Annotated in this window: 29 protein-coding genes; 14 read left to right on the forward strand and 15 right to left on the reverse strand. The window is 59.0% G+C overall.

Annotation, left to right across the window (positions count from 1 at the left end; all coding sequences use genetic code 11):
• Positions 1-23: 23 nt before the first annotated feature.
• The 3 genes from dcp to F3I21_RS01730 form a co-directional block, all read right to left on the reverse strand.
• Complete coding sequence (gene dcp / locus F3I21_RS01720; protein ID WP_150058080.1) at positions 24-2,075, reverse strand: peptidyl-dipeptidase Dcp; 2,052 nt, start codon at positions 2,073-2,075, stop codon at positions 24-26.
• Positions 2,076-2,125: 50 nt separating this feature from the next.
• Entirely contained in the window at positions 2,126-3,484 is a 1,359-nt protein-coding gene (guaD, locus tag F3I21_RS01725) for a guanine deaminase (protein WP_150058082.1), read from the reverse strand.
• A 124-nt stretch (positions 3,485-3,608) separates the two neighbouring features.
• Positions 3,609-3,791 carry a hypothetical protein gene (locus F3I21_RS01730; RefSeq protein WP_150058084.1) on the reverse strand — a complete coding sequence of 61 codons (183 nt, stop codon included), beginning with the start codon at positions 3,789-3,791 and terminating at the stop codon, positions 3,609-3,611.
• A gap of 66 nt (positions 3,792-3,857) precedes the next feature.
• Between F3I21_RS01730 and ydfG the strand changes: the two genes are divergently transcribed.
• Positions 3,858-4,604: a bifunctional NADP-dependent 3-hydroxy acid dehydrogenase/3-hydroxypropionate dehydrogenase YdfG gene (gene ydfG / locus F3I21_RS01735; protein ID WP_010618462.1), complete on the forward strand. Its 747-nt coding sequence runs from the start codon at positions 3,858-3,860 to the stop codon at positions 4,602-4,604.
• A gap of 45 nt (positions 4,605-4,649) precedes the next feature.
• Here ydfG and F3I21_RS01740 read toward each other — a convergent pair whose 3' ends face one another.
• Complete coding sequence (locus F3I21_RS01740) at positions 4,650-4,976, reverse strand: YnfA family protein (RefSeq protein WP_031279118.1); 327 nt, start codon at positions 4,974-4,976, stop codon at positions 4,650-4,652.
• A 133-nt stretch (positions 4,977-5,109) separates the two neighbouring features.
• Here F3I21_RS01740 and F3I21_RS01745 point away from each other — a divergent pair, with 133 nt between their 5' ends.
• Positions 5,110-5,445 (forward strand): DUF1283 family protein, encoded by a 336-nt coding sequence (locus F3I21_RS01745; protein ID WP_150058086.1) that lies wholly within the window; start codon positions 5,110-5,112, stop codon positions 5,443-5,445.
• Between the two features lie 52 nt (positions 5,446-5,497).
• Complete coding sequence (locus F3I21_RS01750; protein ID WP_058769782.1) at positions 5,498-5,794, forward strand: DUF1161 domain-containing protein; 297 nt, start codon at positions 5,498-5,500, stop codon at positions 5,792-5,794.
• A 31-nt stretch (positions 5,795-5,825) separates the two neighbouring features.
• Here F3I21_RS01750 and F3I21_RS01755 read toward each other — a convergent pair whose 3' ends face one another.
• Both F3I21_RS01755 and F3I21_RS01760 read right to left on the reverse strand, forming a co-directional pair.
• Entirely contained in the window at positions 5,826-7,286 is a 1,461-nt protein-coding gene (locus F3I21_RS01755; protein WP_150058088.1) for an MDR family MFS transporter, read from the reverse strand.
• 119 nt (positions 7,287-7,405) lie between these two features.
• Positions 7,406-7,651, reverse strand: a complete 246-nt coding sequence (locus F3I21_RS01760; protein ID WP_141097281.1) for a hypothetical protein — start codon at positions 7,649-7,651, stop codon at positions 7,406-7,408.
• A gap of 17 nt (positions 7,652-7,668) precedes the next feature.
• Here F3I21_RS01760 and F3I21_RS01765 point away from each other — a divergent pair, with 17 nt between their 5' ends.
• The 4 genes from F3I21_RS01765 to osmV are packed head-to-tail and all read left to right on the forward strand — an operon-like array spanning position 7,669 to position 11,121.
• Positions 7,669-8,385 carry an ABC transporter permease gene (locus F3I21_RS01765; protein ID WP_021506071.1) on the forward strand — a complete coding sequence of 239 codons (717 nt, stop codon included), beginning with the start codon at positions 7,669-7,671 and terminating at the stop codon, positions 8,383-8,385.
• 16 nt (positions 8,386-8,401) lie between these two features.
• Complete coding sequence (locus F3I21_RS01770) at positions 8,402-9,328, forward strand: glycine betaine ABC transporter substrate-binding protein (RefSeq protein ID WP_088515792.1); 927 nt, start codon at positions 8,402-8,404, stop codon at positions 9,326-9,328.
• Positions 9,329-9,337: 9 nt separating this feature from the next.
• Positions 9,338-9,985, forward strand: a complete 648-nt coding sequence (gene osmW / locus F3I21_RS01775; protein WP_150058090.1) for an osmoprotectant ABC transporter permease OsmW — start codon at positions 9,338-9,340, stop codon at positions 9,983-9,985.
• Positions 9,985-11,121, forward strand: coding sequence for an osmoprotectant ABC transporter ATP-binding protein OsmV (gene osmV / locus F3I21_RS01780; RefSeq protein ID WP_021506074.1), 1,137 nt, complete (start codon positions 9,985-9,987; stop codon positions 11,119-11,121). The genes osmW and osmV overlap by 1 nt, the downstream gene beginning before the upstream one ends.
• A 51-nt stretch (positions 11,122-11,172) precedes the next feature.
• On the opposite strand, the gene F3I21_RS01785 is transcribed toward osmV, so the two are convergent.
• The 4 genes from F3I21_RS01785 to F3I21_RS01800 form a co-directional block, all read right to left on the reverse strand.
• Positions 11,173-12,549: a nucleobase:cation symporter-2 family protein gene (locus F3I21_RS01785; protein ID WP_150058092.1), complete on the reverse strand. Its 1,377-nt coding sequence runs from the start codon at positions 12,547-12,549 to the stop codon at positions 11,173-11,175.
• Positions 12,550-12,728: 179 nt separating this feature from the next.
• Positions 12,729-13,430 (reverse strand): dethiobiotin synthase, encoded by a 702-nt coding sequence (bioD, locus tag F3I21_RS01790; protein ID WP_150058094.1) that lies wholly within the window; start codon positions 13,428-13,430, stop codon positions 12,729-12,731.
• A gap of 105 nt (positions 13,431-13,535) precedes the next feature.
• Positions 13,536-14,753, reverse strand: a complete 1,218-nt coding sequence (locus tag F3I21_RS01795; RefSeq protein WP_058758528.1) for an ROK family transcriptional regulator — start codon at positions 14,751-14,753, stop codon at positions 13,536-13,538.
• Positions 14,754-14,888: 135 nt separating this feature from the next.
• Positions 14,889-15,785 carry a LysR family transcriptional regulator gene (locus F3I21_RS01800; protein WP_150058096.1) on the reverse strand — a complete coding sequence of 299 codons (897 nt, stop codon included), beginning with the start codon at positions 15,783-15,785 and terminating at the stop codon, positions 14,889-14,891.
• Positions 15,786-15,879: 94 nt separating this feature from the next.
• Between F3I21_RS01800 and F3I21_RS01805 the strand changes: the two genes are divergently transcribed.
• The 3 genes from F3I21_RS01805 (at position 15,880) to F3I21_RS01815 (ending at position 19,067) form a co-directional block, all read left to right on the forward strand.
• Positions 15,880-17,136, forward strand: coding sequence for an MFS transporter (locus F3I21_RS01805; protein WP_058780585.1), 1,257 nt, complete (start codon positions 15,880-15,882; stop codon positions 17,134-17,136).
• A 168-nt stretch (positions 17,137-17,304) separates the two neighbouring features.
• Positions 17,305-17,556, forward strand: a complete 252-nt coding sequence (locus F3I21_RS01810; protein WP_021506080.1) for a hypothetical protein — start codon at positions 17,305-17,307, stop codon at positions 17,554-17,556.
• 326 nt (positions 17,557-17,882) lie between these two features.
• Positions 17,883-19,067 (forward strand): sugar transporter, encoded by a 1,185-nt coding sequence (locus F3I21_RS01815; protein WP_150058098.1) that lies wholly within the window; start codon positions 17,883-17,885, stop codon positions 19,065-19,067.
• Between the two features lie 52 nt (positions 19,068-19,119).
• On the opposite strand, the gene rhaM is transcribed toward F3I21_RS01815, so the two are convergent.
• From rhaM to rhaB, 4 genes are read right to left on the reverse strand one after another with little or no spacing between them, the layout of a single operon-like run.
• On the reverse strand, positions 19,120-19,434 hold the full coding sequence (rhaM, locus tag F3I21_RS01820) for an L-rhamnose mutarotase (RefSeq protein WP_150058100.1): 315 nt from the start codon (positions 19,432-19,434) through the stop codon (positions 19,120-19,122).
• Complete coding sequence (gene rhaD, locus F3I21_RS01825; RefSeq protein WP_104092925.1) at positions 19,424-20,266, reverse strand: rhamnulose-1-phosphate aldolase; 843 nt, start codon at positions 20,264-20,266, stop codon at positions 19,424-19,426. Before rhaD ends, rhaM begins: the two co-directional genes overlap by 11 nt.
• An 11-nt stretch (positions 20,267-20,277) precedes the next feature.
• On the reverse strand, positions 20,278-21,534 hold the full coding sequence (locus tag F3I21_RS01830) for an L-rhamnose isomerase (RefSeq protein WP_150058102.1): 1,257 nt from the start codon (positions 21,532-21,534) through the stop codon (positions 20,278-20,280).
• Positions 21,518-22,999: a rhamnulokinase gene (rhaB, locus tag F3I21_RS01835; protein ID WP_150058104.1), complete on the reverse strand. Its 1,482-nt coding sequence runs from the start codon at positions 22,997-22,999 to the stop codon at positions 21,518-21,520. The genes F3I21_RS01830 and rhaB overlap by 17 nt, the downstream gene beginning before the upstream one ends.
• A 289-nt stretch (positions 23,000-23,288) precedes the next feature.
• On the opposite strand from rhaB, the gene rhaS reads away from it, so the two are divergent.
• Together rhaS and rhaR are read left to right on the forward strand one after the other, a co-directional pair.
• Positions 23,289-24,110: an HTH-type transcriptional activator RhaS gene (rhaS, locus tag F3I21_RS01840; protein WP_058769862.1), complete on the forward strand. Its 822-nt coding sequence runs from the start codon at positions 23,289-23,291 to the stop codon at positions 24,108-24,110.
• A 13-nt stretch (positions 24,111-24,123) separates the two neighbouring features.
• Complete coding sequence (gene rhaR / locus F3I21_RS01845; RefSeq protein ID WP_150058106.1) at positions 24,124-24,990, forward strand: HTH-type transcriptional activator RhaR; 867 nt, start codon at positions 24,124-24,126, stop codon at positions 24,988-24,990.
• Between the two features lie 41 nt (positions 24,991-25,031).
• On the opposite strand, the gene rhaT is transcribed toward rhaR, so the two are convergent.
• The gene (gene rhaT, locus F3I21_RS01850) at positions 25,032-26,066 is read right to left on the reverse strand and encodes an L-rhamnose/proton symporter RhaT (protein ID WP_150058108.1); all 1,035 of its coding nucleotides are present in this window, start codon (positions 26,064-26,066) and stop codon (positions 25,032-25,034) included.
• Between the two features lie 367 nt (positions 26,067-26,433).
• Here rhaT and F3I21_RS01855 point away from each other — a divergent pair, with 367 nt between their 5' ends.
• Complete coding sequence (locus tag F3I21_RS01855; RefSeq protein WP_150058111.1) at positions 26,434-26,757, forward strand: hypothetical protein; 324 nt, start codon at positions 26,434-26,436, stop codon at positions 26,755-26,757.
• Positions 26,758-26,771: 14 nt separating this feature from the next.
• Positions 26,772-26,870 carry a YoaK family small membrane protein gene (locus F3I21_RS01860; RefSeq protein ID WP_150058113.1) on the forward strand — a complete coding sequence of 33 codons (99 nt, stop codon included), beginning with the start codon at positions 26,772-26,774 and terminating at the stop codon, positions 26,868-26,870.
• The last annotated feature ends 100 nt before the right edge of the window (positions 26,871-26,970 follow it).

Below are 26,970 nucleotides of genomic sequence, written 5' to 3' on the forward strand. Positions count from 1 at the left end.
GCTGGCCCTTCGGTTACGGCGCGTTACGCCTCGTCGAGGCCGCGGTGTTTCAGCATCGGCCCGATGTCCGGCGCTTTACCGCGCCAGGCCAGCCACAGATGCTGCAGATCGCTGCTGTTACCGCGCGACAGAATCTGCTCACGGAAGCGCTGACCATTTTCCCGCGTCAGACCGCCCCGCTCGACAAACGCCTGATAACCATCGTCGGCCAGCATCTGCGTCCAGATATAGGCGTAATACCCGGCCGCATAGCCGCCACCCCAGATATGACGGAAGTAGCTGGAGCGATAGCGCGGCGGCACGGCACTCAGAGCAATATTCTCCGCCGCCAGCGCCTGCTGCTCAAAATGGCTGACATCCTGCGGATTATCGTGCGGTGACAGCGAGTGCCACTGCAAATCAAGCAGTGCCGCCGCCAGCAGTTCGGTCATGTCATAGCCTTTGTTGAATTTCGCGGCGCGCACCATTTTGTCGCGCAGCGCAGCGGGCATCGCTTCACCGGTCTGATAATGACGCGCATAGTGGGAAAACACCTGATCCTGACTGGCCCAGTGTTCGTTGATTTGCGACGGAAACTCGACAAAATCACGCGGTGTGGCGGTGCCGGACAGGCTGGCATAGCGCTGGGTGGCGAACAGGCCGTGCAGCGTGTGGCCAAACTCATGGAACAGCGTGATCACCTCATCCCAGCTGAGCAGTGCCGGCTGACCGGGCTGCGGCTTGCTGTAATTGCAGACGTTGTAAATCACCGGCCGGCCTTCCAGCAGCGTCGACTGGTCGACGAAATTGCCCATCCATGCGCCACCGCTCTTGTTATCCCGCGTGAAGAAATCGGTGTAGAACAGCGCTAACGGTGCACCGTCGGCATCGAAAATCTCATAAACGTTGACGTCCGGATGGTAGACCGGCAGATCGTGGCGCTGTTCAAATCGAATGCCATACAGCTGGCTGGCACACCAGAACACGCCCTTTTCCAGTACAGTGTTGAGCTCAAAATAGGGGCGGATTTGCCCTTCGTCCAGCGCGTATTGCGCGGTGCGTACCTGCTCAGCGTAGTAATTCCAGTCCCAGGCGCGCAGCGGGAAGCTGTGGTTTTGATCGGCGATCAGCTGCTGAATATCCGCCGCTTCACGCCCGGCGCGCGCCGTCGCGGCGGGCACGATGTTGCGCATAAAGGACTGGGCGGCTTCCGGCGTTTTCGCCATCTGATCCTGCAGGCTCCATGCTGCGAAGCTATCGAAGCCCAGCAGACTGGCCTGCTGCGCACGCAGTTGCGCCATACGCGAGACGATGGCGCGCGTGTCGTTGTCGTCACCCTGCTCGCTGCGCGTCAGCGCCTGCTGAAACAGCGCTTCGCGCGTGGCGCGCACCGTCAGCGACTGCAGCACCGGCTGCTGGGTGGTATTTTGCAGAGGGATTAGCCATGCATCGTGCAGCCCGCGCGCCCCGGCGGCGTCCTTCGCCTGTGCCAGCGCCGCCGGCGACAGGCCGTCCAGCGCCGCCGCGCTGCTGACGGTATAAGCGGCGGCGTTAGTTGCCGCCAGCAGCCGGTTACCGAAACGCGTGCCCAGACTGGCCAGCTCCTGATTACAGGCGCGCAGTTGCGCTTTATCGCTCTCACTCAGGCTGGCGCCGGCCAGCTGAAAGCGCTGCCAGGTGACTTCCACCAGACGCATCGCTTCGGCATCCGGGCACTGCGAACCGCGCTGCTGATACACGCTGTCGAGCCGCGCAAACAGCGCCGGGTTAAGGTAGATTTCGTCATTGAGCGCCGTCAGCTGCGGGGTGATCAGCTCGTCAACCTGCTGGAGCCGCTCGCTGGTATTGGCTGAGGTCATCGCGGCAAAAACGGGGTACACGCGATTTAGCAGGCTACCGCTGCGCTCCAGCGCTTCATAGGTATTAGCAAAGGTTGCCGGCTCGGGGTTGCTGGCGATGGCCGCCACTTCCTGGCGCTTTTCGGCGATTCCGGCTTCCAGCGCCGGCAGGAAATGCGCTTCGTCGATCAGATCAAACGGCGGTGTCTGGTACGGCAACGGGCTGACGTTAAAAAACGGATTGGCACGTGAAGTCATTATCGCTCCTGATAATCAGCAACGCCGCAGCCACCTGCGGCGGGATGCTTTTATCCTGGCAGTTTCGTCGCCTGGCAACAACCTTGCGCGTGCGTATGGCTTTCGCGCTGCCACACGCACTTACCGTTGACCCAGGTTTGCGCGATGTTACGGTCATCACCCAGCGTCATCAGGACAAACAAACGCTGATGGATATCGTCGCTGTTGGCCATGCGCAGCTGCTGCAGCGGTGATACGGCAGGATCGATCACCACAAAATCTGCCTCTTTACCGGGGTTGAAGTTGCCGATTTTGTCATCAAGATCCAGCGCATGGGCGCCGCCCAGCGTGGCGTGATAAATCGCTTCTGCGGCACTGAGTTTGTACTGCTGCAGCTGCCCCACCTTATAGGCTTCACCCAGCGTCTGCAGCATATTGAAGGTGGTGCCGGCGCCGACATCGGTGCCCATGCCCATGCGCACGCGCTGCTGCCAGCGGCGTTTAAGATTGAACAGTCCGCTGCCGAGGAACAGGTTGGAGGTCGGACAGAAGGCCATCGCCGAGTCGGTGTCGTGCAGGCACTGCCATTCGCGATCCTCAAGATGCAGGCAGTGAGCAAATACGCTGCGTTTGCCGGTGAGCTGATGCTGGTGATACACATCAAGATAGCCATCATGGGCGGGAAACAGCGTTTTTACCCAGGCGATCTCCTGCTGATTTTCGCTGAGATGGGTATGCAGCCAGGTGTCGGGAAACTCGTTTTTCAGCTGCTGCACTTTTTCCAGCAGCTGCGGCGATGAGGTCGGCGCAAAGCGCGGCGTCAGCGCATAACCGAGACGCCCGCGCTGGTGCCAGCGCTGAATCAGCTCACGCGTCTGCTGATAACTTTGCGCCGGCGTTTCGGTCAGTTCCGGCGGTGCGTGGCGGTCCATCATTACCTTGCCGGCAATCAGCCGCATCTCCAGCTGTTCGGCGGCGCTGAACAGCGCATCTACCGATTGCGGATGCACCGTACCAAACACCAGCGCAGTCGTGGTGCCATTGGCGAGCAGCTGTTGCAGGAAAAACGCTGACATGCGCGCCGCGTGCGCCGCACAGTGGTACTGGCTCTCGACCGGAAAAGTGTACTGATTGAGCCACTCCAGCAGCTGTTCACCGAACGCGCCGATCATTTCGGTCTGCGGATAGTGAATATGGGTATCCACAAACCCCGGCAGGATCAGCTTGCCGCGCAGATCGATCACCTGCGTTGATTCCAGGTGTTGATGTGCCGGCTGCCAGCGCTCCAGACTCACCACTTTGCCGTCGCGCAGCGTCAGCAGACCGTCTTCGAGGTAGCGTGCCTGGTCGGTGAGGCCATCGGGCTTGTCAGCCAGCGCGGGGAAATCAAAAAAACTGGCGCGCAGGCGGGTTACAACAGAGTCAGACATGACGCTTCCTTCAGGGTGTAATGCAGGTTTCAGATAGATATAGCAAAGATATTGCAAACCGCATGCCAGGCAAGCGAACCCGATAATCACTTTAAATTCAGATAAATACACAGTTTCAGCGCGACTATCGTCGCAAAAATTGCAGGCAATCGTATGCGTAATCGATTGCCTGTCCGTGGTATTGCCCTTGCGCATTGCGCTGGCGTTTGACGCCGGGAAAATGAGCCTGATCGGGCACGCTCATGGTGCAGGGCTGCACCGCAAACGTGCAGGAAAGATTCTGCAACACGCCGCTCACGCTTTTCATGAGCGCCGCTGCGGGGTTAATGCTAAGGTGTGGCAGAGAACCTGAAATCGTATAAGGAACAGTGAGATGATTATTTTTGTTACCGGTGCGACCGCCGGTTTTGGTCAAAGTATCACCCGCCGCTTCATTGCTACAGGTCACAAAGTGATCGCCAGCGGACGCCGTGCTGAGCGTTTGCAGGAATTAAAACAGGAACTGGGCGACAACCTGTACACCGTGCAGCTGGATGTGCGTAACCGCGCGGCTATCGAAGAAGCCATCGCCGCCCTGCCCGCCGAATGGCGTGATATCGATGTGCTGGTTAACAATGCCGGGCTGGCGCTGGGCGTCGAACCGGCGCATAAAGCCAGTGTTGAAGACTGGGAAAATATGATCGACACCAACAACAAAGGGCTGGTGTATATGACGCGCGCCGTGCTGCCTGCCATGGTAGAGCGCAACGTCGGTCACATCGTCAACATTGGCTCGATAGCCGGCAGTTGGCCGTACGCCGGCGGCAACGTGTACGGGGCAACCAAGGCGTTTGTGCGCCAGTTCAGCCTCAACCTGCGCACCGACCTGCACGGCACCGCGCTGCGCGTCACCGATATCGAGCCTGGCCTGGTGGGCGGTACCGAGTTTTCGAACGTGCGCTTCAAAGGTGACGATGGCCGCGCGGATGCGGTGTATGAAGGCACCACCGCGCTGACGGCGGAAGACGTGACGGAAGCGGTCTATTGGGTGACCACGCTGCCGAAGCACGTCAACATCAACACGCTGGAAATCATGCCGGTGACGCAAACCACCGCCGGACTGAAAGTGTTTAAAGGATAAGCAAGCTGCGCGTGGCGGCCCGTCGGGTCGCCACGCGCGCCCGGTTCAGGCCTTGCCCCAGCCGATAACGATAATCAGCATGCCGCTGAACGCCACCAGCGCACCGACCCAATCCCACGCACTCAGTTTGACGCCATCGACCAGCCGCAGCCAGATCAGCGCCGTTAACACATACACGCCGCCATAAGCCGCATAAACCCGACCGCTGGCTGCCGGATGCAGGGTTAGCAGCCAGACAAACAGCGCCAGGCTGGCTGCGGCCGGTAACAATAGCCAGGCGCTCATGCCGCGCTTCAGCCACAGCCACGGCAGAAAACAGCCTGTGATCTCGGCAATCGCAGTGATAAAAAACAGCAGCGCGGTTTTCACCAGCATACAAAGTCTCTCTGATCGTTAAACAAACCGCTCACCGCTGGTGAGCAAAGAAGCAGCGATGATATACTGGCAGACAGTGTTGTGACAGCCGCCCTGCGCGCTGTGCTGGAGTTAACGAAAGGAAATGACGATGAAAAAAATGTTTTCCGCCCTGCTGGCTACTACGCTCACCGCCAGCGTATTGCTGACTGCGCCGCTGGCTGTCGCTAAGACGGATCGCCTGATTATTGAAGATGGCAACAACGCGGCCAGCAACGAGGCGGCGCGTCAGAGCAAAGAGCAGTGGAACGATACGCGCAACCTGCGTAATAAGGTGAATACCCGCGTGGAGAAAGAGTTCGACAAGGCAGACCGGGCCTTTGATACCCGCGACGCCTGCGAAAAAAGCTACAACGTTAATGCGTACTGGGAACCGAACACCCTGCGCTGCCTCGATCGCCGCACCGGCCGTCCGCTGGCGCCGTAATGCGCGCCAGCTGCTATAGTTTTTACGGGAATGACGCAACAAGGAGTGAGTGATGAAAAAACGTAATGCAGTTGTGTTGCTAATGGCGCTGGCGTTACCGCTGGCGGTGCAGGCGTCCTGCGAAAGCGTGCGCGCCGACATCAGCAAAAAGATCATCAACAATGGCGTGGCGGAATCGGATTTTACGCTGGATATCGTGCCGAACGATCAGGTTGATCAGGCAGGCGGTCAGGTTGTTGGCCACTGTGAAAACGACACGCAGAAAATCGTTTACAAGAAAAACGGTCGCGATGCGGACAGCAGCGTGCCGGACAGCGCGGGCAGTTCGCAGGATGCTCCCGCACAGTAATCTCTTCGGGCGGCTGGTCGGCCGCCCTGCTTTATTCCGCCTCCGGCCGCTGACGCGGCATCAGCCACGCAATCCACAACGTCAGCAGCGCAATCAGCAATGCCACCACAAATACCCAGTGCAGCGAACTGGCAATCTGCCCGGTCCAGAAGTGTAACTGTTCCTGCGGCAGCGCCTGACGGCTCTCCGGTGCCATAATTTTCTGCATCGGATCGCTGGCCTGCGGCAGCCGCAGCGACAGGTTAAGATTGAGCACCGCGCCCATTATCGCCGTGCCGATGGCTGAACCCAGCATGCGGCTGAACATGATTGAGGCGGTGCAGATGCCGCGAATTTCATAGTGCGCATGATTTTGTACCGACACCAGAAAGGTGGTGCTGGTCATGCCCATCCCGGTGCCAATAACAAACGCCGTCAGCCCGGCCTGCATGATGCTGCTGTCGGCGCGCAGCAGCAGTAACAGCGCGCTGCCGGCAATCAGTAAAAACGCGCCGAGCTGCGCGGTAAAACGATACGAGGTGATCAGCATCAGGCGCCCGCTGAGCGTACTGGCCAGCGGCCAGCCAATTGACATCATCGCCAGCGCGCTGCCCGCCTGCAGCGGTGTGCCGCCAGTAATGCCCTGAATCCACGTCGGCAGAAACGCGCTGATGCCCATCATGGTGGCCCCGATAATCAGGTTCCCGGCATTACCGGCCACAATCAGGCGGCTGCGCCACAGCGCCAGCGGAAACAGCGGCGCATCGGCCCGCTGCTCGTGATGTTTCAGCCGCCAGCCGGCCAGCAGCGCCAGCGCCAGGAACGGCACCAGCCAGAAACCCAGCGCTTCCGCCTGTAACAGCGCCACCAACAGTGCGGTGACGCTGATCATCAACCAGCAGCTGCCGGTCAGATTCAGCGTTGCGCCCTGATGCTGTTCGCGCGCCGGCAGAAAACGCGCCAGCAGCAGCATGGAGAGCAGACCAATCGGCACGTTTACCCAGAAAATCACCGACCAGTTAAAGTGCTGAACCAGCCAGGCACCGCTGAGCGGACCGATGACGGCCGCGACGCCCCAGACGCTGGAGAGCCAGCCCTGCACGCTGGCGCGCTCGCGCGGCGAGTAAATGTCCGCCACGATGGTGGTGGTCAGCGGCATAATCGCCCCGGCCCCCAGCCCCTGAAAGGCACGAAACACAATCAGCCACGTCATACTATGAGCAAAACCGCACAGCACCGAGCCCAGCAAAAACAGCGTTACGCCGACGAAAAATAATCGTTTGCGACCCCAGATATCCGCCAGTCTGCCGTACAACGGGACGCTTACCGCCTGCGTCAGAAGATAAATGGAAAACACCCAGCCAAACTGCGCGAAACCGCCAAGATCGGCAATGATGGTTGGCATGGCCGTGGCCACAATGGTGACCTCAATGGCAGCCATAAACATCGCCAGCATGCAGGCAATCAGAATCCAGTGGCGATGTTCCGTTTGTAATTGTGCGCTTTCAGTCATACGTCTCCCTTTTTCTTACAAGGCTAGTCGAAATTTCGCCGACTCAGTTTCCTCTGCGTGCGCCTGCTTGTGACAATGTCACCTATATTGATGAAAATTTTTTATTGTCGAGCGACACCTTATTTCATGCGGGTTTCGCTTAGTTTTACCACTTTTGTATCTACCTGATTTTGCCGTGAAAACTGGCAATGATCATCAAGCGTTGCTATAGCTCTAAAGGCAGTTTCTGGTTTTTCACTGTGAAAAAGCCGGGAAACAGTCATTTTAACTGCAATTTGACAGCGTGCTGGATTTTCGTCTGTGTATTGCACCGCATAACGCCGGTACGCTGAAAATAACGTCATAAAATCAATCGATTTTTTCAATCAGGGAGACGCACGCTATGCACAATGCATCGCTCGCCCGACGTGCCGGGCTGGCACTGCTCGCCATCGTGGTGGTGATAGCCCTGCTGGTGTGGGGATTAGGGCTGGATACGCTGCGCGACCGCAAGGTGGATTTACTTTACCTTGGGCAGCAACACCTGTACTTAGTGTTCTGGTCGATGTTATGCGCTTTACTGGTTGGCATCCCGAGCGGGATTTTGCTCAGCCGTCCCTTCGCCCGTCGCTGGGCTGAATATGTGATGCAAATCTTCAACGTCGGTAACACGCTGCCGCCGCTGGCCGTGCTGGCGCTGGCGATGGTGATTGTCGGCATTGGCGATCGACCGGCGCTGATCGCCTTGTTCCTCGCCTCGCTGCTGCCGATTGTGCGCAACACCTATGCCGGTCTGAGCGCGGTGCCGCCGTCGCTGATTGAAGCCGCCAACGGTATTGGCATGACCAAACTGCAGCGGCTGCGCCGGGTTGAACTGCCGAATGCGCTGCCGGTGATCCTCGCCGGGGTACGCATCGCGACCGCGATCAACGTCGGCACCGCGCCGCTGGCCTTTTTAATTGGTGCCAGCAGCTACGGCGAGCTGATCTTCCCTGGTATTTATCTCAACGACTTCCCGACGCTGATTCTCGGCGCAGTGGCCACCGCCCTGTTTGCCCTGATCCTCGACATGCTGCTGGCAGCATTGGGACGCGTCCTCAGCCCGCACTCTGCGGCTTAACCCGGAGCATGTAATCATGGCCACTGCTAATCTGCTGGCGCGCTGGGTCAAACGCACCGCGCTGGCCCTGACCGCCACCTTAACCCTCAGTCACGGCGCGCTCGCCGCCACGCCCATCGTAATGGCGACTAAAAGCTTTACCGAGCAACATATCCTGTCTGCGATGACGGTGATGTGGCTGCAAAAGAAAGGTTTTCAGGTCATCCCGAAAACCAATATCGCCACCACCATCGGGCGCAACGCGATGATCAACAAGCAGATTGATATGACGTGGGAATATACCGGCACCTCGCTGATTATTTTTAACCATATCAACAAGCCGATGTCGTCTGAAGAGGCGTACAAAACCGTTAAACAGCTGGACGCGAAGCTGGGACTGGTGTGGCTCAATCCTGCCCCGATGAACAACACCTACGCGTTTGCCATGCAGCGCCAGCGCGCTGAGGCGGAAGGCATCAGCACCATGTCGCAGCTGGTGGCGAAGCTGGAACAGGTGCGCAACACCGATCCGGATCACAACTGGAAACTCGGTCTCGATCTGGAGTTTGCCGGCCGCTCGGATGGTCTGAAACCGCTGCAGAAAGCCTACAACATGCCACTGGATCGCCCGCAGATACGTCAGATGGACCCCGGCCTGGTGTATAACGCGGTGCGCGACGGCTTTGTCGACGCCGGACTGATCTACACCACCGATGGCCGGGTAAAAGGCTTTGATTTGAAAGTGCTGGAGGATGATAAGCACTTCTTCCCAAGTTACAACGTCACGCCGGTAGTGCGTCAGGATGTGCTGGAAAGCCACCCCGGCCTCGAGGCCGCGCTGAATGCGCTGTCGCCGCTGATCACCGATGAAGCCATCACCGAGATGAACAAGCGCGTCGATATCGATCACCAGTCGCCGCAGCAGGTGGCGCGTGATTTCCTCAAATCCAAAAACATGCTGTAAGGAGGCGCAATGGATACCCTGCATTACATCATGGATAACTGGAACACGCTGCTGGCGCTCACCTGGCAGCACACCTGGCTGGTGCTGCTGGCGGTAGGTTTTGCCATCCTCGTCGGCGTGCCGCTGGGCATTCTGATTGTCCGCTTCAAATGGCTGGCAACACCGGTGCTGGGCATCGCCACCATCGTGCTGACCATCCCGACCATTGCGCTATTTGGCCTGATGATTCCGCTGTTTTCACTGATCGGTCAGGGGATTGGCGCCCTGCCGGCGATTACTGCGGTGTTTCTCTATTCACTGCTGCCGATTGTGCGTAATACCCATACCGCGCTGGAAAATCTGCCGCCCGGGCTGCGCGAAGCCGGTCGCGGTATCGGCATGACCTTCTGGCAGCGCCTGCGCTGGGTGGAAATTCCGATGGCGCTGCCGGTGATTTTTGGCGGTATCCGTACCGCCGTGGTGATGAACGTCGGCGTGATGGCGATTGCGGCGGTGATCGGTGCCGGCGGCCTGGGCCTGCAACTGCTGGACGGCATCAGCGGCAGCGATGTGCGTATGCTGATAGCCGGCGCACTGATGATCTGTTTACTGGCGATTATTCTTGACTGGCTGCTGCACCGTCTGCAGTCAGCGCTGACTCCTAAGGGGATTCGATAATGATAAAACTGGAAAACCTGACGAAAACCTTTACGCAAAAAAACGGCACCACGTTCAATGCCGTCGATAACGTCAGCCTGGAAGTGCCTGCCGGGGAGATGTGTGTGCTGCTGGGCCCGTCCGGCTGCGGCAAAACCACCACACTGAAGATGATTAACCGTCTGATCCCCGCCAGCAGCGGGCGGATTTTAATTAATGGCGAAGACACCAGCGGCCAGGATACCGTCACGCTGCGCCGCAATATCGGCTATGTGATTCAGCAGATTGGTCTGTTCCCGAACATGACCATTGAAGAGAACATTACCGTGGTGCCGCGCATGCTGGGCTGGGACAAAAAACGCTGCCGGGAACGGGCGACGGAGCTGATGAGCATGGTGGCGCTTGACCCGACGAAGTTTCTGCATCGCTACCCGCGTGAGATGTCGGGCGGCCAGCAGCAGCGCATCGGCGTGATCCGCGCGCTGGCGGCGGATCCACCGGTACTGCTGATGGATGAACCGTTCGGTGCCGTCGACCCGATCAACCGCGAGGTGATTCAGAACGAGTTCCTCGATATGCAGCGCCAGCTGAAGAAAACTGTGATGCTGGTGAGCCACGATATTGATGAGGCGCTCAAGCTCGGTGACCGCATCGCGGTGTTTGGCCAGGGCAAAATCGTGCAGTGTGCCAGCCCGGACGAACTGCTGGCGCAGCCGGCCAACGAATTTGTCGGCTCGTTCGTCGGTCAGGACCGTACGCTGAAACGTCTGCTGCTGGTGCAGGCGGGCGACGTCACCGATCAGCAGCCGACCATCACCGTGCAGCGCAGTACCCCGCTGCAGGAGGCGTTCGCGACCATGGACGACAATGACATGCGTTCGGTCACGGTGGTCGACGAAGATGGCAAACCGCTGGGCTTTGTCAAACGTCGTGAAGCGCGCGGCGCCACCGGCCGCTGCGAGGAGATGCTGCACACCTTTAAGGTCACCGGCAAAGCGGAGGAGAACTTGCGCGTGGTGCTGTCGAAGTTGTATGAACACAACACGGTATGGATGCCGATTGTCGATGAGGAAGGTCGCTACAGCGGCGAAATTTCGCAGGATTACATCGCGGATTACCTCAGCTCCGGTCGCACGCGCCGTCGTCTCAACCCGTAATCCCGACCGAACCGCGCCACGGAGGGCGCGATTCTCCAGGTAAATTGTGCGTCAGTTGCTCTCTTCAACCGCGCCGACCGCCGCAACCGTTTTAGCTTCATTCGGCAGCACCACGTTCAGCAGCATGGCGAGAATCCCGCCGGTGGTGACCGCATGACCAAACAGGTTGCTGACCAGCGGCGGAAACTGTTTCAGCACGTCCGGAACCGCTTCCACCCCGAGGCCAATGCCAAACGACACCGCCACAATCAGCATCTCACGCCGCCCCAGTGGGGCCTGCGTCATCACGCGAATACCGGCGGCGACCACACTGCCAAACATCACCAGCGTTGCCCCGCCCAGCACCGGCGGCGGAATCTGCTGTAGCAGGTTGCCGACCAGCGGGAAGATGCCCAGCAGCACCAGCATCAGGCCAATCACCATCCCCACGTAGCGACTGGCGACGCCGGTCATCTGAATCACCCCGTTGTTCTGCGCAAAGGTGGTATTGGGAAACGCCGAGAACAGCGCCGCCAGCAGGCAGCTGAGACCATCGGCCAGAATTCCGCCCTGCAGCCGGCGCTGAAACCCGTCGCCTTCCAGCGGCTGGCGTGAAATCAGACAGTTGGCGGTCAGGTCGCCCACCGCCTCAATCACGCAGATCACCGAGACCAGCGCGATCGGCACAAACAGCGTCCAGCTAAAATCAAAGCCAAAATGCAGCAGCGAAGGCAGCACCAGCCAGTGCGTCTCCGCCATCGGCTTCAGCGGCAGATGACCGCTCAGCGCCGCCGCGATGCAGCCCGCACCAATGCCGGCGACCACCGCCACCAGCCGCGCCCAGCGCGAGTGGGAACGGTTAAGCACGATAATCACCAGCAGGGTCAGCGCCCCCAGCGCCAGATTACCCGGCGCACCAAAATCGCGGGCGTTATGCCCGCCCGCCCAGTCGGTAATACTGACTTTTATCAGGCTGATACCAATCAGGGTGATCACCGTACCGGTCACCACCGGGGTCAGTACTTTACGCAGTGGTGTGATGCAGCGGCTAATCAGCATCGGGATCAGTGCCGCCACCAGGTTGCAGCCAAAGATCATGGCGAGGATCGCCTGCGGTGAACCGCCCTGCGCTTTCACCGTCATCCCCGCAGAGAGAATGACGCCGAGAAAGGCGAAGCTGGTGCCCTGCAGACAGATCATGCCTGCGCCAATGCCGCAGAAACGGCGCGCCTGCAGAAAGGTGCCGAGTCCGGAAACCAGCAGCGACATGCTGATGAGATACGGGATCCAGGCCTGTAACCCCAGCACGGAACCGATAATCAGCGGCGGTGTGATGATACCGACCACGCTGGCCAGCACGTGCTGCAGGGCGGCAAAGAACGCCGGTGCAGGACCGATGCGGGCATCCAGCCCGTACAACAAACCTTTCTCTTCTTCTGGGTGCAACATAGCAGGGCTCCGGCAAACGATTTATCAGTTTGCCTGATGCATGAAACGCGCCAGGGCGACAGCGGGCAGAAAAAATTCAGGACAGATGATTGAATATAAAAAGGTTTACGGCATAAAAAAAAGCAGCTGCTCCTGAAACTTCGGATTCAGCTGCGTGCTATATGCCGCATTTTGTTTCATCAGGCGGCGGGCTTTGCACTCTCGCAGTGCAGCGCATCACCCCCGAGTAACGTTATATCCAGATAACCACTCAAATCACGCTGTTCGGCGCGCGGCAGATAAGGCAGTTCACCCAACAGCGGCGCGTTCAGCTTATCGCGCAGAACATCAATGATTTCAGCATAGTGCGCCAGACCGGGATTGATACGATTGGCGACCCAGCCCGCCAGCGTCAGGCCATCGGCGGCAATCGCTTCGGCGGTCAGTAAAGCGTGGCTAATGCAACCCTCTTTAATGCCCACCACCAGCACGACGGGCAGTTGCGCCTGTTGCACCCACTGCGACAGCGGCCGTAAGTCGTTCATCAGGCTGCGCCAGCCGCCCGTGCCTTCCACCACCACGCGTGCAGCGCGATCCTGCAAGCCAGCCAGCCCGCGATTGAGTAACGGATAATCGATGCGCTGCGCCGGGCTGGTGCTGATTTCATCCTCTTCCAGCGTCACGGGATTGACGTCGCTGTAGTTCAGCGTGAGGCCGGATGCCTGCTGCAGCAGTACGGCATCTTTATTACGGAGCCCTTCCGGCGTGTGCTGCGCGCTTTTGGCAACCGGCTTGTAGCCAGCGGCACACAGATTCGCTTTGGCAAAGCACTGTAACAGTGCGCGGGAAACCACGGTCTTACCCACCGCGGTGTCGGTACCGGTGACAAAAATCGTTTTCACCTTTCTCCTCCTTCATTAAAGCGATGTGTAACCTGCAAAGGAGGCAGTTTAAGGATTTGTCCCAGGCGAGAGCTTGCGTTAGCGCAAACTTAAGGCGGGCTGGCGTTAGCCCTGCAACAGTTTTATCAGTAAATGGCCGCTATAGAGCGCGTCTTTGATCAGCGCCGCGCCGCCCAGCGTGCCGGGATCGTTAAAGGCAGCGGGCGTCAGCTGAATAGCGTGACTGTACGCCGGCAGGGCCTGCTGGCGAATAGTGCTGCTGACTGCCGGGAACAGCACGTCCGCCGCCTGGTTAAGCGGTGAACCGATAAGAATTTGTTGAGGATTAAAGATGTTGACCATCATCGCCAGCATGCGCCCGATATGATGACCGACGCCGGCAATGACGTCCCGCGCCAGCCGGTCGCCCTGCTGCGCAGCGGCACACAGCGAGGCCAGCGTCAGCGGCTGCTGGTGCAGCTGGCTGTCCGGCTGCGACGATAAACGCTGTGCAGCCAGCTGCAGCAGGCTGCCGGTGCTGGCCACCGTTTCCAGACAGCCATGGTTGCCGCAGTAACACTGCTGACCGTAAGGATCGATCTGCGTATGACCGATCTCCACCAGCGCGCGTCCGCTTTTGTGCAGCAGCTGGCCACCGCTGATCACCCCGGCGCCCACCGTTTCGTCAATAACAATCTGAATCACGTCCTGCGCACCCCGTGAGGCACCAAACAGTGCCTCTGCCAGCGTCCATGCGGAGATATCGTGCTGGACGAATACCGGCAGCCCGGTGCGCTGCGCCAGGGTTTCGCCCAGCGGCATATCCTGTACCTCATAGCCCGGCATACGGTGCACCACGCCGGAGGCGGCGTTGATCAGTCCCGGCAGGGTAATGGCGATAGCGGTGAGACGCTCAAGTTTTTGCTGATGGCGAATGAAAAAGGCGTTGACCAGCTCCTGCAGCGTCTGCAGTAGCGGCGTGTCGGCGCTGGCGGGCAGCGGCAGGCGATCTTCCTGTAGCGCGCGGCTGCTGAGATCGCGCAGCGTCAGGGTGATGAACCCCGGCTGAAGGCGAACAGCCAGATAGTGCCAGGCAAGGGTATCGAGGATCAGCCCTATCGCCGGCCGTCCGCGACTGCCTGGCTCCTGAAACTCGGTCTCCTGCACCAGATGCGCATCCAGCATTTCGCGCACAATTTTGGTGATGCTGGCCGGGGCCAGCTGGGCACGTTTCGACAGCTCAATCCGCGAAATCGGACCGTAATGGTCAATCAGACGATACACTGCACCGGCATTGGTCTGTTTTATTTGGTCAATATGGCCAGGCTGACTGTCCAGATTCACGCCCTGCTCCCGGATATTTTCGCGCTTCTAAATAAACATCAGCTATGGTGATGCAGATTGGCGCGCAGCGTCAAATATTTGATTAGAAATGTGATTTATCGCACACAATGGACGCGCTTTTCTGTACCCGCGGGTTCATTCCTCGGCATGGTGCAGCAGCAGCGCCATCATATTGCTCATCTGCGCACTCGGCTGGCGCAGCGCTGACCACACCAGCCACACCTCAGAAATGGCATCACTTTCCTGTAGCGGAATCCAGGCGACTTCCGCCAGTCGCGCGCGGGCAAACGAGGCGGGTAAAATCGACACGCCCAGCCCGGTTGCCACCAGGCCGAGAATCGTCATGGCTTCACCCACTTCCTGGGTAATGTAAGGTTTGATTTGGTAGCGATGCAGCAGCGCCAGAATTTCACCGTACAGGGCTGTGCCACCCTGCGCATCAAAGAAAACAAAAGGTTCGCTGGCTAACGCCCGGATGCTAATTGACGTGGCCTGTGCCAGCGGATGCGCGTGATGCACCACCGCGCACAGTGGTTCACGCAGCAACAGGCGGTGCTGAAGATCCTCCGGCAGCGGCGTATTGCGCATGACGCCCAGGTCGAGTCGCCCTTCGTGCAGCGGCGCCAGCTGCTGGCGCGTGTTGTACTCCTGCATCTGAATATGCACGTCCGGCCAGCGCTGCCGATAGTGATACAGCGCATCCGACACCAGTCCGGTAAACGGCGCCGAGGAGGTAAAGCCGATGCGCAGCTCTCCCTGCTGACCGTGATGAATGCGCGCCGCGCGCCCGGCCGCCTGTTCCACCTGCAATAAAACCGCGCGCGCATCCTGTAAAAACGACTGGCCGGCCGGCGTGAGCTGTACGCTGCGATTAGTGCGGGTCAGCAGCTGCGCGTCCAGCGCCTGTTCCAGTTGCAAAATCTGCTGACTGAGCGGCGGCTGAGAAATGTGTAGCCGCTGCGCGGCGCGGCCAAAGTGCAGCTCTTCCGCAACGGCAATAAAGTAGCGCAGATGGCGCAGCTCAATCATCATATCTTAAACGTCTCATTTGAGATTATTAATATATTGTACAACCTATTTAGCCTTTCCTACAGTATTCAGACATTTGCTGAATTGAGGATGTACTGTGAGTCGCTCTTCCCAGGCTGTGACGCTTGATGAGGACAGCTTGTCCACGAAGCCTGTCACCGCCGATACCGCTACTGAATGGATTGAACGTGGATCGCCGCAGTTTATGCGCGTGACGCTGGCGCTGTTCTCTGCCGGTCTTGCCACTTTCGCCCTGCTCTATTGCGTACAACCGATCCTGCCGGTGCTGTCACAGCAGTTTGGCGTGACACCTGCCGAAAGCAGTATTTCGCTATCGCTCTCCACCGGGCTGATGGCGCTGGGCCTGCTGTTCACCGGCCCGCTGTCAGATGCGATTGGACGTAAATCGGTAATGGTGACCGCGCTGATGCTGGCGGCGATTTGTACGCTGATCTCCGCCACCATGAGCAGCTGGCAGGGGATTCTGCTGATGCGCGCGCTGACCGGTCTGTCGCTCAGTGGCGTCGCGGCGGTGGGCATGACTTACCTGAGCGAAGAGATGCATCCGCGGGTCATCGCCTTCTCCATGGGGCTGTACATCAGCGGCAACTCGATTGGCGGCATGAGCGGTCGTTTACTCTCCGGTGTGCTGACCGACTTTTTCTCGTGGCGTATTGCCATTGGCGTCATTGGCTGCTGCGCGCTGGCTGGCGCGCTGATGTTCTGGAAAATTCTGCCCGCGTCGCGCCATTTTCGCCCTGCCTCGCTGCGGCCACGCAGTCTGCTGATCAACTTCCGTCTGCACTGGCGCGACAAAGGGTTGCCGCTGCTGTTTGCCGAAGGCTTTCTGCTGATGGGCGCGTTTGTCACGCTGTTTAACTACATCGGCTACCGTTTACTGAGCGCGCCGTGGTCACTGAGCCAGGCGGTGGTCGGGCTGCTGTCCGTGGTGTATCTCACCGGTTCGTGGAGTTCGCCGAAAGCCGGCGCGATGACCAGCCGCTTTGGTCGCGGTCCGGTGATGACGGGCGCCACGGCGATCATGCTGGCCGGTCTGCTGCTGACCGCCTTTAATTCGCTGTGGCTGATTCTGCCGGGCATGATGTTGTTCACTGCCGGCTTCTTTGCCGCCCATTCGGTGGCCAGCGGCTGGATTGGACCGCGCGCGCGCCGGGCGAAAGGCCAGGCATCATCACTTTACCTGTTCAGCTACTACGTGGGCTCCAGCGTGGCCGGCACCCTCGGCGGTGTGTTCTGGCACCGCTACGGCTGGCCGGGCGTGACCCTGTTTATCAGCGCCCTGCTGGTGCTGGCACTGCTGGTTGGCCTGCGTTTACAGGGCCGCAAACTGTAATACCCTTCATCGTTAGCGCGGGACCTCAGCGTCCCGCCTGCTCCGCTGGATTCGAATAATCAGGCATTCGCGCCGTACCACTTAAAACAAAATAGCAATTCATCGCTATAATTCGTTCTATTCCAATAATACATAGACTTATTTTTTACACAGCAATGAGGTAGTCAGATGGAGCTTTACTATTATGTCGATAAGCATGCCGGTTATAACGACAATCATGTGGTGCATGCGAAGGGCTGTCCGTTCCTGCCATCCGACGGCGGTCGCCGTTTTCTCGGGACTTTTTACACGCCCGGGGCCGCAATCCAGCAGGCGCGTAAATTTTACGCCACTGCGTTGGGCTGCGAACACTGCTGCCCGGTGGGCGTAAAAAAAAATCCGACCCACAACTTTAGCGTGGCACTAAAGCATATGGCGTGACTCTGATAATCCTGGTCTGAACCGCACCCGTCTACACGGTACCCGCACTCAGCACGGCTAAGCGATTTTTCTATTACAGAAACACCTGACTTAGCCTGTGCTGGTACGGCAGACTCGCGGGCCGGCAGCACGCTGGCGCAGCAGCTCCCCATAACCGCAGGCTATTTACCACGCTCAGCGCGATAAGAAATATTCAGTGATAAAACCCGGGTTAACGGTTTTCATCGGCTGACTAATGCTCCACAATAGCGGAAATTTGTGATCGAGGTCACTTTACCGGGTGCGTTCCTGCCCCCCTCACTCGTCGTTTAGCCGATTTGAATTCAATGCAATCAACAACCGTTTCCCGTAAAACAGCCTGGCTGCGCGTGGTGCTGCTGGCTATCGCTGCTTTTGTCTTCAATACCACCGAATTTGTGCCGGTTGGCCTGCTGTCGGACATCGCCAGCAGCTTTGCAATGAAAACCGCTGATGTCGGTATCATGCTGACCATCTATGCCTGGGTCGTGGCGCTGTTATCGCTGCCGTTAATGCTGCTGACGCGCAACGTCGAGCGCCGCCTGCTGCTGGCCATCCTGTTTATTCTGTTTGTTGCCAGCCACCTGTTATCGGCCGTGGCGTGGGATTTCACGTCGCTGGTGCTGTCGCGCATTGGTATTGCGCTGGCGCATGCGGTGTTCTGGTCGATCACCGCCTCGCTGGCGATTCGCGTTGCGCCGGCCGGCAAGAAAACCCAGGCGTTGAGTATGCTGGCAACGGGCACGGCGCTGGCGATGGTGCTGGGTGTACCGATTGGTCGTATTGTGGGTCAGTATCTGGGCTGGCGCACCACCTTTGGTATGATCGGCCTGTCAGCGCTGGTACTGCTGATTATGCTGGTGCGGATACTGCCGCGCCTGCCGAGTGAGCACACCGGTTCACTCAGCAGCGTGCCGATGCTGTTTCGCCGCCCGGCGCTGGTGGCGATGTACATTCTGGTCACCGTCGTGGTGACCGCGCACTACACTGCTTACAGCTATATCGAGCCGTTTATGCAGGTGGTAGCCAGCGCTGATGAGAACTTCACCACCCTGTTACTGCTGCTGTTCGGCTCAGCCGGCATTCTGGGCAGCATTCTGTTCAGTACCCTGGGCAATAAATTCCCGTCCGCGCTGCTGATCGCCGCCATTGCGCTGATTACGCTGTGTATGGGTCTGCTGGTGTTTGCTGCGATACGTCCGGCAGCGATTACCGTGCTGTGTATTATCTGGGGAATGGCAATGATGATGATCGGCCTGGCGATGCAGGTGCGCGTGCTATCGCTGGCACCGGACGCCACCGACGTCGCCATGTCGCTGTTTTCCGGTATTTATAACATCGGCATCGGCGCAGGCGCGCTACTCGGTAACCAGGTCAGTCTGCATCTGCAGATGGCAGACGTGGGCAACGTGGGCGCAATCATTGGCCTGGCAGGACTGTTCTGGTGCATCGCTATTTTCCGCCGTTATCCGCAGCTGCGCTCCAACGGCTAGTGCGTTTCACAGGCAGCGGCGCCCCTGGCGGCACCGCTGCTGACATGGCCGGCTAAGGCAGGACAAACATCGGCTGTAGTGCTTTGCTCACCGGGCTGTTGTCGGGATTTGATGGCATCAGGTCACGCATTGACGCCCACCAGCGCTGACACACCTCAGTTTGCGCTACAGCCTGCCAGCGCGCTTCGGATTCAATTTCGACGCTGGCAAACAGCAGGTTGCGTTCAGCATCCAGCCAGATCGCGTAGTTGTGCGCGCCATGCGCTTTCAGCGTCCGTTCCAGCTCCGGCCAGATTGGCGTGTGACGGCGCTGATACTCCGCATGGCAGTGCGCATAGACCTGCATGACGAACGCTTTACGCAACATCACTGCGCTCCGCCTGCAGCGCCGCCGGCCACGGCTTCACGTTAAAGCGTTCGCCCAGCGCGATCAGCTGTTCGGTGGTGATGCTCTGACGAATGCCGCCCATCGACAGCGCCATAACCACCACCTGCGATGACTTCTCAGCGGTATCAATCAGACCAAAGGTTTCGTCGAGCGTCGGTCCGGCGCCAAAGATTCCGTGGAAAGGCCACATCACCAGGCTATGGCTGGCCATCGCTTCTGCCGTCGCCTGACCAATGCCATCGGTACCCGGTACCATCCAGGGCAAAATGCCGACGCCATCGGGGAACACCACCAGGCACTCGGTGCTGCCCTCCCACAGCAGGCGGGTAAAGCGCGCCGCATCCAGATCCACCACATAGCTGAGCGCCATGAAGTGGGTGGCGTGACAGTGCATAATCACCCGGTCCGCGCCGTGGCTCAGTGCCTTGCGTACGCTGTGTGACTGAAAGTGCGCCGCCAGCTCGGACGTTGGCAGCCCTCCGTTGCTGAGCCCCCAGTGAATTTTGTACGACAGCCCTTTGTCATCCACCTGCAGCAGCACTAGACTGTCTGACGGATCGAGCTGCACGTTGCGAAAGAACTTCCCGGAGCCGGTCACCAGGAACCAGTCGTTGGCCAGCGCGGGCGCCGGCTTGCTCAGTTCAATACAGCGCGGTGCCGGATAAAAATCGCTGGCATACGCGCTGACCTCTTCCGGCAACAGACGCAGACTGACGTTGCCGCCGTTACGTTCATCCCAGCCTTTCAGCCACATGTCACTGGTGGCTTTAACCATGTCGCGCACAAACCACGCGGAGAGAATTGTTTGCATGAATTGATTCCTTAACGTTGACGCAGCACGTGTTGTTCGTAGTGACGGACTTCGCTCAGCCAGCTGGCATCGGCTGGCACATCGTGGCGCAGGCACCACGCTTCCCATACCGCCTGCCACGGCAGCGACTTCTGCTCTTCAAGCAGCGCCAGCCGGGCGGTGAAATCCCCATCACGCTCCCGCTGACGCAGCTGTTCGCCCGGCTCCAGCAGCGCCCGCAACAGGGCTTTTTGGGTATTGCGCGTGCCGATCACCCAGGCGGCAATGCGGTTGATCGAGGCATCGAAGAAGTCGAGACCGATGTGCACCCTGTCGAACAACTTTTGACGGGCGATCTCACTGGCAATCGCCTGGGTTTCATCATCCAGCAGCACCACGTGATCGCTGTCCCAGCGGACCGGACGGCTGACGTGCAACAGCAGGCGCGGCACAAACAGCATGGCGCTGGAGATTTTGTCGGAGATCACTTCGGTAGGATGGAAGTGGCCGGCATCCAGCGTCAGCGCGGTCTGGCGGCTGGTGGCGTAACCGAGGCAGAACTCACTGGAACCCACGGTGTAACTCTCCGCGCCAATGCCAAACAGTTTGCTTTCCACCGCATCAATGTGGTGCTGCGGATTCAGCGGTTCGCGGATGATCTCATCCAGCGCGCTGGCGAGACGCTGGCGCGGCGCGAGGCGATCGACGGTGAGATCTTTCATGCCGTCCGGCACCCAGATATTCATGACTGACGGCGTGCCCAGCTGCTCGCCAAACCAGGCGGAAATACGGCGGCTGGCGGTGCAGTGGTCGATCCAGAACTGGCGAATGCCCGGATCGGCATGCGACAGCGTAAACCCGTCTGCACTGAGCGCATGAGAAAAACAGGTTGGGTTAAAATCCAGCCCCAGTTGCCTGCTTTTCGCCCACTCCAGCCAGTTGCTGAAGTGCTGCGGCTCAATCGCATTACGTTCTACCGGGCGGTCGCTCTCAAGGTAGATGGCATGCAGGTTGAGGCGTTTCGCACCGGGAATCAGCGACATCGCTTTGTCGAGATCGCCACGCAGTTCAACCGCGTTGCGCGCCCGCCCCGGATAGTTGCCGGTCGCCTGAATACCGCCGGTGAGCGCCCCCTGCGGATTCTCAAACCCGCGCACATCGTCGCCCTGCCAGCAGTGCATTGAGACCGGAATGGTATCCAGTTGTGCCATCACCTGTTCCACATCCACCCCGATGGCGGCGTAGCGTTGTCTGGCCAGTTCAAAGGCCTGTTCAATCAGCTTTGTCATATGCAAGTTCCTTAGCAGGTAGGCTCAGCGCCGCAAAGCGAGCCTGATGGGCCGCAAAGACGCTGTGATTCAGCGGGATAAATTTTTCTAACGGGAAATTGTGGCGAATGCAGCGGCGTAAATCGGCCACGTCGCGCAACTCACCCAGCGCGATCAGCTGGCAGCCGATGTTGCCCAGCGTCGAGGCTTCCACCGGGCCGGCAAACACCGGCAGCTGGCAGGCATCGGCGCACAGCTGGTTAAGCAGCGGATTCTGGCAGCCGCCACCGACGATATGTAACTGACGCAGCGCAGTGCCGCGCAGGTGGCTAAGCTCCTGCAGCGTCTGCGAATAGAGCAGCGCCAGGCTGTCAAAGATGGTGCGCGCCAGCGCCGCCGGGCTGTGCGGCACGGGCATCGCCTGTTCGGCGCAGGCGTTCTGGATCTCCTGCACCATACTGGCCGGATTAATGAAACGGTGATGATTAGGGTGAATCAGGGCGCGGCAGGCCGGTTCCCGCGCGGCGTCGGCAATCAGCGCAGTGAGATCGCTGATGTGCAGTTCGCTGCACACCCGCTGCAACAGCCACAGGCCCATGATGTTTTTCAGCACCCGATAGCCTTCCGCACCGCCTTCATTGGTCAGATTAGCCTGCAGCGCCGCCTCGCTGACGCAGGGCTGCAGGCTTTCGATGCCGATCAGCGACCAGGTGCCGGAGCTGAGATAGGCAGCATCGTCCTGCTCCAGCGGCGTGGCCAGCACCGCACTGGCGGTATCATGGGTGGCGACGGCGATCACCGGAATGCGCTGGCCGCTGGCGTTGCGCCAGTAACCGACGGTATTGCCCGGTGCACGCGGCGTGCCGAACCAGCTGGCGTCTGCGCCCGCCCAGGCCAGCAGTTCGCGATCCCATTCACCGCTGTGAATATTGAGCAACTGGGTGGTGGTGGCGTTGGTGTATTCCCAGTTGAGTTCACCGGTCAGGCGATAGTGCAGATAATCCGGAATCATCAGCGCGTGCTTCACCTGCGCCTGCCAGTCCGGCTGCTGCAGATGCAGCGCGCGCAGCTGATACAGCGTGTTGAACGGCAGAAACTGAATGCCGGTGCGCTGATAGAGCGCCGGTTTCCCGAGTTCACGCATCGCCTGGGCCATCAGGCCGTCGGTGCGTTTATCACGGTAGCTGACCGCTTCGCCTACCCGCTCGCCGTGCGCGTCCAGCAGCACCAGATCCACGCCCCAGGTATCAATGCCGAGGCTGTCCGGCACAATGCCCTCCTCATCCAGCTGCTGCAACCCGGCGCGGATCTCCTGTTCCAGCCGGTCCAAATCCCAGCAGTCATAATCGCCGCGCTGCACGCGCGGGTTGGCGAAACGCCGCACTTCGCGCAGGCTGAGCTGCTGATGGTCAGCCTGCCAGCTGGCCAGCATGACGCGGCCACTGGATGCGCCTAAATCAATGGCAACAATATTACGCAGACTCATAGCGAGTACTCCCTGTGAAGACATGGCGACAGAGTAGAAATCCTGCGCCGCAGACACCTTCCCGCGAGTGCCAGCGGGTCATCACCGCTGGCAGGTTTGCAAAGGTGTTCGTGAGAGAGCTCACAGAACCGCATAACGGCAGAGTTGTGAGCCTTGCCGCAATTCCATCAATCACTTAGGCGATCTTGAATAATTGGCGATTTTCCTGCGCTGCCCGGTGCAAAATTCAAGGTAAGGTGGCAGGTGGCTGCGTAGACTCGGTTACGGTTTTGTTAACTGAGGGCGCATGATGACGGTATTACACAGTGCTGATTTCTTTCCGGCCGGCGATTACACGATAGCCATTGAGCCACGTGTGCCGCAGTCGGCGTTTCCGGAGCATCACCATGATTTTCACGAAATTGTGCTGGTGGAACAGGGCTCGGGCATCCACGTATTTAATGGTCAGCCGCAGGCGCTCAGCGCCGGCTGCGTCTGTTTTGTGCGCGATCACGATCGCCATCTGTACGAGCAAACCGACAATCTGTGCCTGACGAATGTGTTGTATCGCAGTCCGGCGGCGTTCCGCTTTCTGTCCGGCCTGCAGGCGCTGCTGCCGCGCGAACAGGACGGCCAGTATGTTTCACACTGGCGGATCAACCATAAAGTGATGGCGCAGGCGCTGCAGCTGGTGACGCAGATGAAGCAGCCGGCCAGCTGGTCGCTGGAACGTCAGGCGCAGCAGGAACAGCACTTTTTGCAGCTGCTGGTGCTGCTGCGCGAGGCGGCGCACAACGATCAGGCGCAGGACCAGGATGCCCGCCTGCACCGCTTGCTGGACTGGCTGAATGCGCACTACAGTGAGGAGATTGCGTGGGAAGCGCTGGCCGATCGCTTCTGTTTGTCGCTGCGTACCCTGCATCGCCAGATGAAGCAGCAGACCGGCAGCACGCCGCAGCGCTATCTCAATCGGCTGCGTTTATTGCAGGCGCGGCACCTGTTGCGCCACAGCGAGATGCGCATCACGGACATCGCCTATCAGTGTGGGTTTGGTGACAGTAATCACTTCTCCACCCTGTTCCGGCGGGAATTTGGCTGCGCGCCGCGCATGGCGCGCCAGCAGATGGGGTAACCGGAGGGCTGACATGCCGCTGTTACTGACGCGCGAGGATTACTTCCCGGCCAGCAATTTGCCCATAGCCGTGGCAGAACGCATGCCGCAGCCCTCTTTTCCACCGCACCGGCATGAGTTCAGCGAGATTGTGATTGTCTGGCGCGGTAATGGCCTGCATATCCTCAACGAGCGGCCGTGGCTGATCACCTGCGGCGATGTGTTTTACATCCGCGACAGTGATTGCCACAGTTTTGATAGCGTCAACGATCTGGCGCTCGACAATATTCTCTACTGCCGCGATCGCTTCAGCCTGGCGCTCGACTGGCAGCAGCTGCTGCCGCCACAGGATGAAGAGACACCCGCCAGCTGGCGTCTGACCACGCGCGGCATGGCGCTGGCGCGCGGCGTCATCAGCCAGCTGGAGCGCGAAAGTCGCAAAAGTGATTCGCTATCGATTCAGCTGTCGGAAGCACTGTTTTTGCAGCTGGCACTGATATTGCGCCGTCACGGCTACGCCGCCGATCGCCCGTGGGTGCTGCCGGAGGGCGAACAGCTCGATCTGCTGATGTCGGCGCTGCTCGGCGATATCAGCCGCCCCTTCGATCTGCCCCATTTCTGCCAGCAAAATCAGCTCAGCGAACGGTCGCTGAAACAGCTGTTCCGTCAGCAAACCGGCATGACCATCGGCCACTACCTGCGTCAGCTGCAGCTGTGTCAGGCAAAATATCTGTTGCGCACGCAGGCATGTCTGATTAGCGAAGTGGCGGCACGCTGCGGGTTTGATGACAGCAACTACTTTTCCGTGGTGTTTACGCGCGAAACCGGGTTAACACCCAGCGCGTGGCGTCAGCGTTTTTTGTCGCCGCGCGAACCGATGGCAGACAAAGAAAAAGCCTGACGCGCGCAGAGACGCGTCAGGCGGTGCGGTGTTAAGCGTTATCAGGCGGCCATACCGAGACCGACAATGTTTGCCGCGATAATGATTACCACGCAGCCAATCGACAACACGCTCACCGGTCGACGCCCCACCGATTTCCACTCCTTCAGCACCAGTCCTACCAGGCCGCCGCACAGCACGTACAGGCTCATGTGCAGCATCCAGCTTACGAAGTCGTACTGCGGGGGAATTTTTGCGTGGCCCCAGGCATAGAAGAAGAACTGCAGATACCACATGGTTCCCCCCAGCACGGCGAAGGCGATATTGGCGATCAGCAGCGGTTTTGCCACGGAAAAATCGCCGCGCAGCGAAAGCTCCGGCTTCACCGCCAGGCGGATAAAGCAGTACGCGAGGTTGATCAGCGCGCCACCGCCCATGATCACCACGTAGCTCGGCAATGCCACATACAGCGGATTGATGCCCAGACTGGCAGCGACTTCATGCATCGGCTTTGCCGCATCCATGGCAAATGACATGCCGGCAGAGAAGATGCCGCACAGCACCGCCAGCACCAGGCCTTTCTTCAGGTTGAAATCTTCGGCGTTGATCCCCAGCGCCCGCTCCTTTAGCAGCCCGGCACGCGACACAATCGCCACACCCAGCAGCGCAACCAGTACGCCCAGCAGCGTCATCCGGCCGCCGGCGGAGCTGAACAGTTCAACAAATCGGCCCTGTAACAGCGGCGTCATCAGCGTCCCCACCACCAGCGTAATGCCAATGGCGATACCAATCCCCATCGACATCCCCAGATAGCGCATGGTGAGGCCGTAGTTGATGTTGCCGATGCCCCACATGGCACCAAACAGAAACACCGGCAGCAGCTGCGATAAACTGAAACTGCTGTAGTACGCCCAGAAGTTCGGTAACAGCGCGGCACTGACTGCCCAGGGCAGAATCAGCCACGACATCACGCCGCCGACCGACCACATGGTTTCCCATGACCACTTTTTAACCTGTTTAAACGGAGCATAAAAACAGGCGGCGCTGGCGGCACCCACCAGATGCCAGAAGATACCTGCAAGAATGGCACTGTTCATTGTTATTCCTTCGTAAGGTTGAGGCCAGACGGAAACACCTGCGGTTTCCGATTAGTGGCAGTCTATGGCGCACTGCGTGGACTCAGCCTTTGGATGGTTGCCGTAAAGCCAGGCTGACTGGCAAAATCGGGGGGGTATGCAACATAAGGATCACAAATTCGCATTTGCTGCCGTTATGCCGGATGAGTTCTTTAAGTTGCTTATTATTCGGCATATTTTTGATTTATGTTGTGTTGATCGGCACAGTTTTTCCTCTGTTGCCAGCGCGGCGCTTAACATGGCACTCACACAAAGCTGCGCGAAGCACTTCCCCCGACGAGGTTAAATCCGTATAACGTGGGAAAAATCATCGGAACCAGGGATTGAGATGAAGAGCAAACGGTTAACGCTGGTGCTGTCGCAGGCGGTGAGCCGCGTGATGCTGGATGACATCCGCGCCATCGTGCCGCCCGAGGCGCTGAATGTGTTCATTAATGGCTTAGATACTACTCACTACACCACGCTGGACTGCGTGCAGAGTGAAGAGAACTGCGCGCTGCTGGCGTCAGCCATTGTGGTGTGGCGTCAGCTCGGCCATGTGCATCAGATTCAGTATCAGAAAGGAGAACACCTGCGTCAGGTCGATGACGCGACACAATTTCAGCTATTCAGTATGATGAAAACCCACCGCGCGCTAATCCAGCTCGCTTAACGCTCAGGATGCATATGAAAATCGGTCTGCTGTTCCCCATCGCGATTATTTTTGCCGGTGTCAGTTTTCTGGTCTGGTTTATTGCCAGCGGCGCCATGATGCCCGGTTCCTGAAACGGTCCACTGACGCAGAATGCTGCGTCGGTCGCGTAATTCTTGCCGCTATTGCCAGCGCCCTGCCGGTGCTGGCAGTGATAAAAAGGTCGCCAGCGTT

This window comes from Pantoea sp. B_9 (assembly GCF_008632015.1).
GTDB classification, from domain to species: Bacteria; Pseudomonadota; Gammaproteobacteria; order Enterobacterales; family Enterobacteriaceae; genus Pantoea; species Pantoea dispersa.

Coding starts and splice junctions, on each gene's coding strand:
- rhaR (WP_150058106.1), top strand. CDS start 24,124: ATGCCGCTGTTACTGACGCGCGAGGATTACTTCCCGGCCAGCAATTTG.
- guaD (WP_150058082.1), bottom strand. CDS start 3,484: ATGTCTGACTCTGTTGTAACCCGCCTGCGCGCCAGTTTTTTTGATTTC.
- rhaM (WP_150058100.1), bottom strand. CDS start 19,434: ATGTTGCGTAAAGCGTTCGTCATGCAGGTCTATGCGCACTGCCATGCG.
- rhaD (WP_104092925.1), bottom strand. CDS start 20,266: ATGCAAACAATTCTCTCCGCGTGGTTTGTGCGCGACATGGTTAAAGCC.
- dcp (WP_150058080.1), bottom strand. CDS start 2,075: ATGACTTCACGTGCCAATCCGTTTTTTAACGTCAGCCCGTTGCCGTAC.
- osmW (WP_150058090.1), top strand. CDS start 9,338: ATGGATACCCTGCATTACATCATGGATAACTGGAACACGCTGCTGGCG.
- F3I21_RS01810 (WP_021506080.1), top strand. CDS start 17,305: ATGGAGCTTTACTATTATGTCGATAAGCATGCCGGTTATAACGACAAT.
- F3I21_RS01770 (WP_088515792.1), top strand. CDS start 8,402: ATGGCCACTGCTAATCTGCTGGCGCGCTGGGTCAAACGCACCGCGCTG.
- F3I21_RS01730 (WP_150058084.1), bottom strand. CDS start 3,791: ATGAAAAGCGTGAGCGGCGTGTTGCAGAATCTTTCCTGCACGTTTGCG.
- rhaS (WP_058769862.1), top strand. CDS start 23,289: ATGACGGTATTACACAGTGCTGATTTCTTTCCGGCCGGCGATTACACG.
- rhaT (WP_150058108.1), bottom strand. CDS start 26,066: ATGAACAGTGCCATTCTTGCAGGTATCTTCTGGCATCTGGTGGGTGCC.
- rhaB (WP_150058104.1), bottom strand. CDS start 22,999: ATGAGTCTGCGTAATATTGTTGCCATTGATTTAGGCGCATCCAGTGGC.
- F3I21_RS01830 (WP_150058102.1), bottom strand. CDS start 21,534: ATGACAAAGCTGATTGAACAGGCCTTTGAACTGGCCAGACAACGCTAC.
- F3I21_RS01755 (WP_150058088.1), bottom strand. CDS start 7,286: ATGACTGAAAGCGCACAATTACAAACGGAACATCGCCACTGGATTCTG.
- ydfG (WP_010618462.1), top strand. CDS start 3,858: ATGATTATTTTTGTTACCGGTGCGACCGCCGGTTTTGGTCAAAGTATC.
- osmV (WP_021506074.1), top strand. CDS start 9,985: ATGATAAAACTGGAAAACCTGACGAAAACCTTTACGCAAAAAAACGGC.
- F3I21_RS01765 (WP_021506071.1), top strand. CDS start 7,669: ATGCACAATGCATCGCTCGCCCGACGTGCCGGGCTGGCACTGCTCGCC.
- F3I21_RS01815 (WP_150058098.1), top strand. CDS start 17,883: ATGCAATCAACAACCGTTTCCCGTAAAACAGCCTGGCTGCGCGTGGTG.
- F3I21_RS01785 (WP_150058092.1), bottom strand. CDS start 12,549: ATGTTGCACCCAGAAGAAGAGAAAGGTTTGTTGTACGGGCTGGATGCC.
- F3I21_RS01750 (WP_058769782.1), top strand. CDS start 5,498: ATGAAAAAACGTAATGCAGTTGTGTTGCTAATGGCGCTGGCGTTACCG.
- F3I21_RS01860 (WP_150058113.1), top strand. CDS start 26,772: ATGAAAATCGGTCTGCTGTTCCCCATCGCGATTATTTTTGCCGGTGTC.
- F3I21_RS01800 (WP_150058096.1), bottom strand. CDS start 15,785: ATGATGATTGAGCTGCGCCATCTGCGCTACTTTATTGCCGTTGCGGAA.
- F3I21_RS01855 (WP_150058111.1), top strand. CDS start 26,434: ATGAAGAGCAAACGGTTAACGCTGGTGCTGTCGCAGGCGGTGAGCCGC.
- F3I21_RS01745 (WP_150058086.1), top strand. CDS start 5,110: ATGAAAAAAATGTTTTCCGCCCTGCTGGCTACTACGCTCACCGCCAGC.